The organism is Oceanobacillus sp. B139/18, assembly GCF_055524595.1.
The window spans coordinates 1-8,070 of sequence record NZ_JBVFXI010000020.1; the positions used below are offsets into that span (position 1 = coordinate 1).

Genomic DNA, 8,070 nt, shown 5'->3' on the forward strand with positions numbered 1-8,070 from the left:
CAGGAGTCACGGGTTTAGCCTGCCAACCACTTAGGAGTCTGCGTGGTTGGCCTGCGCTCTGATAGGATTCTACAGCGAATGAAAGAAATAACATTTTAATGAGCTGGACGAAACAGCAGCTTTTGCCTGAACAACCCAATCATAACAGCATGAAATGACGAAGGAGGAATAAAAAATGGGGAATAAAACCAATATTGGAGATGATTATTCACTATCCAGAGTACCCAGATCGGCAAGGCAGTCTCTTTGGAGTATTACGATTATTAGAGTAGGAGCATTAGCAACCATTTCCCAATTTATTTTAGGTGCATCGCTGGGTTATGGAATGACATTCTGGCAAGCTTTTTGGGCAACGATGCTGGGAAGTGTTATTTTACAGGTTATCAGCTTTCTTTTAGGGTATGCAGGTGCTAAAGAAGGTCTCTCCACCAGTTTGCTTTCAAGATGGACAGGGTTCGGCAGATACGGATCGAGCATTATCGGAGGCGTCATTGCTATTTCCTGTATCGGGTGGTTTGGGGTTCAAAACTCTGTGTTTGCCGATGGTCTGGTACAGGCTACCGGAGGAGCACTTCCGCATGCAGCTGCTGCTACGATTACAGGATTAGGAGTTACTGTACTCGTTATCTTCGGTTTTAAATTATTGAGTATCACAGCTACAATTACCGTACCATTATTTCTATTAGCAATGGCTGTCGGTGTTTATTATGTATTTAGTGAGCATTCTATCAATGGATTATTCTCTGCAGCTCCGGCTGGTGATCCTTTAACAATGGGGGCAGCTGCTACAATGGTTGCAGGCGGATTTATCATTGGAGCTGTTATTACACCAGATTTCACCCGATTTGCTAAAAGTGGTAAAGATGTATTCTGGATGGCTACCATCGGGGTACTGATTGGGGAAGTTGGAATCAATATGATAGCTGTATTGATGGCACTTGCTGCCCGGACGAATGATGTAGTGAGTATTATGGTACAAGCATCCGGCTGGCTTGGAGCATTTGCTGTTGTTTTATCTACAGTTAAAATTAATAATTTGAATCTGTATTCTTCGTCTCTCGGCTTTACAAATATTTTTGATTCCGTATTTAAAATAAAGCTTAACCGTGCAAAGGTTACATTAGTGATTGGTATTATTGGAACGGTGCTTTCCGTGCTTGGAATGCTGGATTATTTTGTTGATTTCTTAGTATTCCTCGGCGTACTTGTTCCGCCAATTGCGGGAATTATGGTGGTAGAGTACTTTATTTTAAAAACACACCGTAAAAGTTTGGATGAATCCAGAGAACAAGGGACGCTGCCCACAGATGTTGAAAAAATGCATCCTGTTACACTGATTGCCTGGGCAGCAGGTTTTGCTGCAGGGTATATCCTCACAATTGGTATTCCATCCATTAACTCGCTATTGATTAGCGGAATCGTTTATTATATCGGGTCCCTTATCTTTAGAAAAAAGAAATAATACAAATCAAATCTTATATTCTGGAAACATGGAGGCTTAAAAAAATGAGAAAAATAGGCAAACAAGAAATTGAAGATATCGCTGTTGGTGCAGCACTGCTTGGAACAGGCGGAGGCGGAGATCCATATATCGGAAAGCTGATGGCGCTGCAGGCAATCGAAGAAAATGGACCAGTAACTTTATTGGAAATAGATGAAGTTCCAGAGGATGCTTTGGTTGTTCCCTCTTCCATGATGGGGGCTCCCACGGTCATGCTTGAAAAAGTTCCCAGTGGAGAAGAAGCGATGGAGGTTTTTGGGAAACTGGAAGAATTTCTTGGGGAAGACATCTATGCAACTTTTCCGATTGAAGCGGGAGGAGTAAACTCCATGCTGCCTTTTGCGCTCGCTGCAAGACGGGGATTGCCTGTTATTGATGCAGATGGAATGGGAAGAGCATTTCCTGAACTGCAGATGGTTACATTCTATTTAGATGGTATCCAGGCTACTCCGGCAGTAATCGGCGATGAAAAAGGGAATACAGCGCTGTTATCCACGATTGATAACGTCTGGACAGAACGCATTGCCCGCGCCTCTGCCATTCAAATGGGCGGCTCTGTAATGAATGCCATGTATTCCATGCGAGGTAAAAATCTAAAAGATAGCGGAATTGCCGGTATTTTAAAGTTGGAAGAGGAAATTGGAAAAACCATTCGCCTTGCTAAAGCAAATAATGTCAATGCGATTCAGGAAGTTTTGAAAACAGTGGGCGGGTTTGAATTATTCCGTGGAAAAGTAACAGATATCGATCGGAAAACAGAAACTGGTTTTGCGAGAGGTACAGCATCCTTTGAAGGAATCGGTGACTATAAAGAAGAAACGCTTCAGCTTCGTTTTCAAAATGAGCATCTTCTTGCTCAAACAGATCGGCGATTGCTTTGTGTGACACCGGATTTAATTGCCGTACTGGATGCAGAAACAGGTTTGCCAATTACTACAGAAGGAATCCGTTATGGTTCCAGATGTGTCGTTATTGGTATACCATGCCATGAAAAATGGAGAACGGAAAAAGGGATTGCAACAGTCGGACCCAAATATTTTGGCTACGATGTCGAATATACGCCGGTGGAAGAATTAGTTCGTAAAGGAGAGACGGAATAATGAGTACGTATCGTATTGGAATTGACGTAGGTGGAACACATACGGATGCTGTTTTGCTGGATCAGGATAATCAAGTGATTTCCGAAACAAAATCATCCACAACAGAGGACGTAGAAACTGGAATTTATACAGCGATGCATGAAGTGATTACAAAAGCAAATGTGTCTCCTGAACATATCCGTTATGCCATGCTTGGGACAACGCATTGTACAAACGCTATTGTAGAGCGGAAAGGGTTAAACAACATTGCTGCTGTTCGTATTGGTGCCCCGGCTACATTGGCAGTGAAACCGCTGGTAGGCGTGCCGGATGACCTTCGTGCGGCGCTTGGAAAGCATGTTTACCTTGTACGTGGCGGACATGAATTTGATGGCAGGGAAATCGTTGATTTAGATGAAGCACATTTATACAAAATTGCCAATGAAGTAAAAGGAGAGGTAGATTCTATTGCAATCACTTCTGTTTTTTCTCCTGTATCTACCGACCATGAGGAGAGAGCAAAGAAAATATTTCAAGAAGTATTAGGAGAAGACGTGGCCATTTCATTATCTGCTGAAATTGGTTCTGTCGGTCTGCTGGAACGTGAAAATGCAACAATCTTGAATGCTTCCGTAATCCGTGTAGCGAAAACAGCTGCAGACGGGTTCATCAATGCGTTAAAAAGTGAAAATATTGATGCAAAAGTATTTTTTGGACAAAATGACGGAACATTAATGTCTGTTGATTACGCGGTTCGTTACCCGATATTTACAGTTGCCTGTGGTCCGACAAACTCTTTACGCGGCGCTTCCTATTTAGGGAACCTGTCTGATGCTATTGTTGTAGATGTTGGCGGTACAACCTCAGACGTTGGTGTGTTAATTCATTCTTTTCCGCGGGAATCTTCTCTGGAAGTAGAAATTGGAGGAGCAAGAACGAATTTCCGTATGCCTGACTTAATTTCTATCGGACTCGGCGGAGGAACAATTATCCATGCAGAAGAAAACGAAGCATTTTCAATTGGTCCGGACAGCGTCGGGTACCGTTTGCCTGAGAAAGCAATGATTTTCGGCGGTGATACACTGACAACAACAGATGTAGCAGTAGCGCTTGGTAAAGTTGATTTAGGTGATGCATCCAAAGTGGCTCATCTGGATAAGTCATGGCTGAATAAAGTTTATGAGAAGATGGTGGAGCTTGTAGAAGAGGCTATTGACAAAATGAAGACAACCGCGGATCCCATTCCTGTTATTCTTGTCGGCGGCGGGAGTATTTTATTACCAACTGAATTAAAAGGGGCTTCACGCGTCCTCCGACCAGAACACTCCGGTGTTGCTAATGCCATTGGTTCAGCGATTTCTCAGGTCAGCGGACAAGTAGAAAGAATCTACTTATTAGATGAGGTAGGACGGGAGCATGCACTGGAATCGGCAAAATCGGAGGCAAAAGCAACAGCAGTAAATGCAGGTGCAGATCCGGAGACTCTTGTGATTGTTGATGTAGAGGACGTTCCTTTAGCTTATCTCCCGGGAAATGCCACACGGGTTAGAGTGAAAGCAGCCGGAGAACTGCAGCGGAACGCATAGCCTAAAAAAATACAAAGAATTGTTCAGGCAAAGTTGACATAGGAAATATCATGTCAACTTTGCCTTTTTAATTACTCCACTTTCACATTTTAAAGTAGTTTGTCCTCTGGATATTTTGGTGAAGCGACTTAAAAAAATAAAAAAATCTTATTTTCATACAGTTAATTACCGGGTTTTGTGGTAAAATAGTATACTAGTAGCATTTTGTCTTAGGACGGTGCAAGATAGTAACGCTAGGAGGATTTAGATTCATGTTTTCCAGAGATATTGGGATTGATCTTGGTACCGCAAATGTGTTGATACATGTAAAAGGAAAAGGAATAGTTTTAAATGAACCATCTGTCGTTGCCATGGATCGAAATACGAACCGTGTGCTTGAAGTTGGAGAAGAAGCCCGCCGTATGGTTGGACGTACACCGGGTAATATAGAGGCGCTGCGCCCGTTAAAGGACGGCGTTATTGCTGATTTTGATGTCACAGAAGCCATGTTAAGATATTTTATAAATAAAATTAATGTCAAAGGTGTTTTGTCAAAGCCGAGAATGCTTATTTGCTGCCCGACAAACATAACGAAAGTGGAACAAAAAGCCATTAAAGAAGCAGCAGAGAAGTCAGGCGGAAAGCGCATATACTTAGAAGAAGAGCCTAAAGTAGCTGCGATTGGCGCTGGAATGGATATTTATCAGCCAAGCGGAAACATGGTAGTAGATATCGGCGGCGGAACAACCGATGTAGCCGTGTTGTCCATGGGCGGCATTGTTACTTCGCAATCCGTTAAAATGGCTGGAGATAAGTTTGACTGGGATATTCTGCAATATATTAAAAAGGAATACAAACTGCTTATTGGTGAACGTACTGCAGAAGATATTAAAATCAATGTCGCTACGGTGTTCCCTGGATCACGTAAAGAATCCATGGATATCAGAGGCCGGGATATGGTATCTGGCTTACCGAGAACGATAACGATTGAATCAGAGGAAATTTCACAGGCGTTGATGGAATCTGTAGCACTTATTGTTCAGGCAGCTAAAGCAGTTCTGGAACAGACACCTCCCGAATTATCCGCAGATATCATTGACCGGGGCGTTATCCTGACTGGAGGCGGCGCACTGCTTCATGGAATTGACCAATTATTGGCGGAAGAATTAAAGGTTCCTATCTTTGTTGCAGAGGATCCGATGGATTGTGTTGCAAAGGGAACGGGAATCATGCTTGAAAATATTGATAAGCTTGAAAAAAGAAGTGTAAACTAATCATTAATAGAAGCTGGCAGAATGTGTTGCTTATTTTATTACCCTGCCAGCTCTAATCTTTTACATACAGAGGAGGAAGCTTTGTGTTAAGAGGTTTATATGGAGCGGCAAGTGGTATGATAACGCAGCAGCGGCAGCAGGAAGCATTGTCTAATAATATTGCCAATGCAAATACGCCAGGATACAAAGCCGATCAAACGGCAATTCGTGCTTTTCCGGAATTATTGATACAGCAAAGCGGCGGGAACACCATCCCGACCACGCAAGGAGGTTTCAATATTCCTTTATCCCGTCAATTGGGCGGTATGAATACAGGCGTATATGTTCAAGAAACGATTCCTCATTTTGCGCAAGGGGATATCAACGAATCGGGACTGCCGACAGATGTTGCGATCGAGCAGGGAAATGTTCCAGATGAAAATGGGGCTATCTTCTTTGCCGTTCAAAATGAAGATGGAGATGTACGTTATACGCGAAATGGTAATTTTACGATTGACGCAGAAGGTTTCCTTGTGACGAATCAGGGATACTATGTTTTAGATGAAGACGGGAATAATATTCAGACAGACGGAACGATAGAGACTATTACCCCAGAGGGCGTTATTCCGACAACTGGCGGCGATGTGACAATTGGTATGCAGTATGCAGCGGATGCAAACACACTGACGAAAGAAGGAAATGATCTTTTTGAAGGGGATGCAGAGGCTGTACCGGCAGATGCAGCGTATGTATTGCACCAGGGGGCATTAGAACAATCGAATGTCAATACCGAACAAGCCATGACGGATATGATGAATGCTTATCGGTTATTTGAGAGTAATCAGCGCGTTTTACGGGTATATGATGAGAGTCTCGGAAAAGCTGTTACAGAAGTTGGCCGATTAGGATAGGGGGAAATTGAACATGTCACGTATTATGAATCAATCAGCAGTAACCATGAACCAAATCCAGCACAAGCTTGATGTTATTGGCAATAATATTTCCAATAGCAACACAACTGGATATAAAAACAGACAAGTTGAATTTTCTTCCTTACTAAGCCAGCAAATTGATAATTTGAATGCTCCTGAAAATGCAGAAGGCAGACTGACTCCCGATGGAATACGTGTGGGAGCAGGGGCGGGGTTAGGTGCTATTAACCTGAACCAGTTGCAGGGAAGCATGATAGAGACAGACCGCAGCTTAGATGCTGCATTAACGGAAGAGAATATGTTTTTTCAAGTGAACCGCGTAGAAAATGGGCAGCAGGATACAGTCTATACGAGAGACGGTTCCTTTTTCCTTTCTCCAGTTGAAGGAGGGGGCGTTGCCTTGACAACTTCCGATGGTCACCCTATTATCGGGACAGAGGGACCGATTGAAATCCAAGACGGGTTTGATGCCATTGAATTAAATGATCAAGGTCAATTGGTGGTCACCAGAGACGGTGAACAGGCGGCAGAAGCTGAATTGGCTGTTGTGGAAGCTGTACGTCCCAGCGCTTTGGAAGCAGAAGGAGATAATTTCTTTACTGTTTCAGGAGCAGCGGATATAGACGAAATCATACAAGCATATGCTGGTGAGGGCGCTGTAATCCATCCGCAGTCATTGGAGCAATCAAATGTGGACATGTCGCAGCAGATGACAGATATGATGGCAGCACAGCGGCTTTATCAATTTAATTCACGTTCCATCACCATGGGCGACCAAATGCTTGGGTTAGTGAATACCATTCGTTCCTGATTCAGGTTGAGACGATGGCAGTTACATACCGTTAGTGTTCAAGAAGGATGCGTTGTTTGATTGCTCTTTTTGAACATCCATTTGTAAGGAGTTACTGAAATGACGAATAATCCATCTTCACAGAATACCTCACAGGAAGCTGAGCAAGAGACAGCAGCTGGTGAGGAACAAGCAGTACAACAGGATATTTCTAGAAAAACAGATAAAAAAGAAAAACAGCAGCGTAAACGTGAGGAGAAACGCAGCAGACCGCGTTTGCGTATTTTTCCGATTTGGCTGCGTATCATTGTTATCACAATTTTTGCTGCAGCAGCCTTCATCATTGGCCTAATGATTGGTTTTGCTGTACTTGGCGACGGATCTCCATTAGATGTTCTGCGCCTAGAGACCTGGCAGCATATTATCGACATTGTAAATAAAACAGAGTAAAACATATTCGAGGATGGACGAATATGTTTTTGCTATAGTTTAAATAGGTACGTTAAGCAAAATATTACTAAAACTGAATTTGTGCACAGATAAGAAAAAACAAGAACACTACTTGCTCTTTAAATCATCGGTGTTCTTGCCAAGAAGATCTCCACTACGACGGTTTTCGATGGAGCGAGTAATGCCAGCATTGTTATCAGGTTAATGAATTTTTAAATGTGATATTTGATACAACTAGATAGCCATTTGTTTTCTTATAACATTGACGAAATGATGATTGAGAACAGAGACTAGCGAATGCTTTTTGATGGGACGAGTAATCGCAATGGTTTTCGGTGGGGCGAGTAACCGCAGTCCCAGTCCCAGAAGAAAAACATGGAGACTCCTGGTCGGCTAAGAACGGTCACGTCCTGTGACCAACGACCGACACTAGGACGTCCTGTCCGTCGTGGGAAAGCGCGGAGGGAAGACCCCGCAGAAAAAAAGCGAACTTCTTTTTT

Annotated in this window: 7 protein-coding genes; all 7 read left to right on the top strand. The window is 43.1% G+C overall.

Translation table 11 applies throughout. The features are described from left to right. Positions 1–175 precede the first annotated feature (175 nt). The 7 genes from ACZSMY_RS23045 to ACZSMY_RS23075 all read left to right on the top strand — a co-directional run bounded on the left by ACZSMY_RS23045 (position 176) and on the right by ACZSMY_RS23075 (position 7,570). Complete coding sequence (locus ACZSMY_RS23045; RefSeq protein ID WP_465148376.1) at positions 176–1,462, top strand: purine-cytosine permease family protein; 1,287 nt, start codon at positions 176–178, stop codon at positions 1,460–1,462. Positions 1,463–1,506: 44 nt separating this feature from the next. Next, positions 1,507–2,601 carry a DUF917 domain-containing protein gene (locus ACZSMY_RS23050; RefSeq protein ID WP_465148377.1) on the top strand — a complete coding sequence of 365 codons (1,095 nt, stop codon included), beginning with the start codon at positions 1,507–1,509 and terminating at the stop codon, positions 2,599–2,601. After that, entirely contained in the window at positions 2,601–4,166 is a 1,566-nt protein-coding gene (locus ACZSMY_RS23055; RefSeq protein ID WP_042529551.1) for an ROK family protein, read from the top strand. Before ACZSMY_RS23050 ends, ACZSMY_RS23055 begins: the two co-directional genes overlap by 1 nt. Positions 4,167–4,417: 251 nt before the next feature. Beyond that, a complete protein-coding gene (gene mreB / locus ACZSMY_RS23060; protein WP_042529553.1) occupies positions 4,418–5,419 on the top strand; it encodes a rod shape-determining protein in 1,002 nt (333 codons plus the stop codon). 83 nt (positions 5,420–5,502) lie between these two features. After that, positions 5,503–6,309: a flagellar hook-basal body protein gene (locus tag ACZSMY_RS23065; RefSeq protein ID WP_042529556.1), complete on the top strand. Its 807-nt coding sequence runs from the start codon at positions 5,503–5,505 to the stop codon at positions 6,307–6,309. Between the two features lie 13 nt (positions 6,310–6,322). After that, on the top strand, positions 6,323–7,141 hold the full coding sequence (locus ACZSMY_RS23070; protein ID WP_193065081.1) for a flagellar hook-basal body protein: 819 nt from the start codon (positions 6,323–6,325) through the stop codon (positions 7,139–7,141). Between the two features lie 99 nt (positions 7,142–7,240). Beyond that, a complete protein-coding gene (locus ACZSMY_RS23075) occupies positions 7,241–7,570 on the top strand; it encodes a DNA-directed RNA polymerase subunit beta (protein ID WP_042529560.1) in 330 nt (109 codons plus the stop codon). The last annotated feature ends 500 nt before the right edge of the window (positions 7,571–8,070 follow it).

Excerpts from the sequence above, each read along its gene's own strand:
- ACZSMY_RS23045 (WP_465148376.1), top strand. The coding sequence starts at position 176 with ATGGGGAATAAAACCAATATTGGAGATGATTATTCACTATCCAGAGTA.
- ACZSMY_RS23050 (WP_465148377.1), top strand. The coding sequence starts at position 1,507 with ATGAGAAAAATAGGCAAACAAGAAATTGAAGATATCGCTGTTGGTGCA.
- ACZSMY_RS23055 (WP_042529551.1), top strand. The coding sequence starts at position 2,601 with ATGAGTACGTATCGTATTGGAATTGACGTAGGTGGAACACATACGGAT.
- mreB (WP_042529553.1), top strand. The coding sequence starts at position 4,418 with ATGTTTTCCAGAGATATTGGGATTGATCTTGGTACCGCAAATGTGTTG.
- ACZSMY_RS23070 (WP_193065081.1), top strand. The coding sequence starts at position 6,323 with ATGTCACGTATTATGAATCAATCAGCAGTAACCATGAACCAAATCCAG.
- ACZSMY_RS23075 (WP_042529560.1), top strand. The coding sequence starts at position 7,241 with ATGACGAATAATCCATCTTCACAGAATACCTCACAGGAAGCTGAGCAA.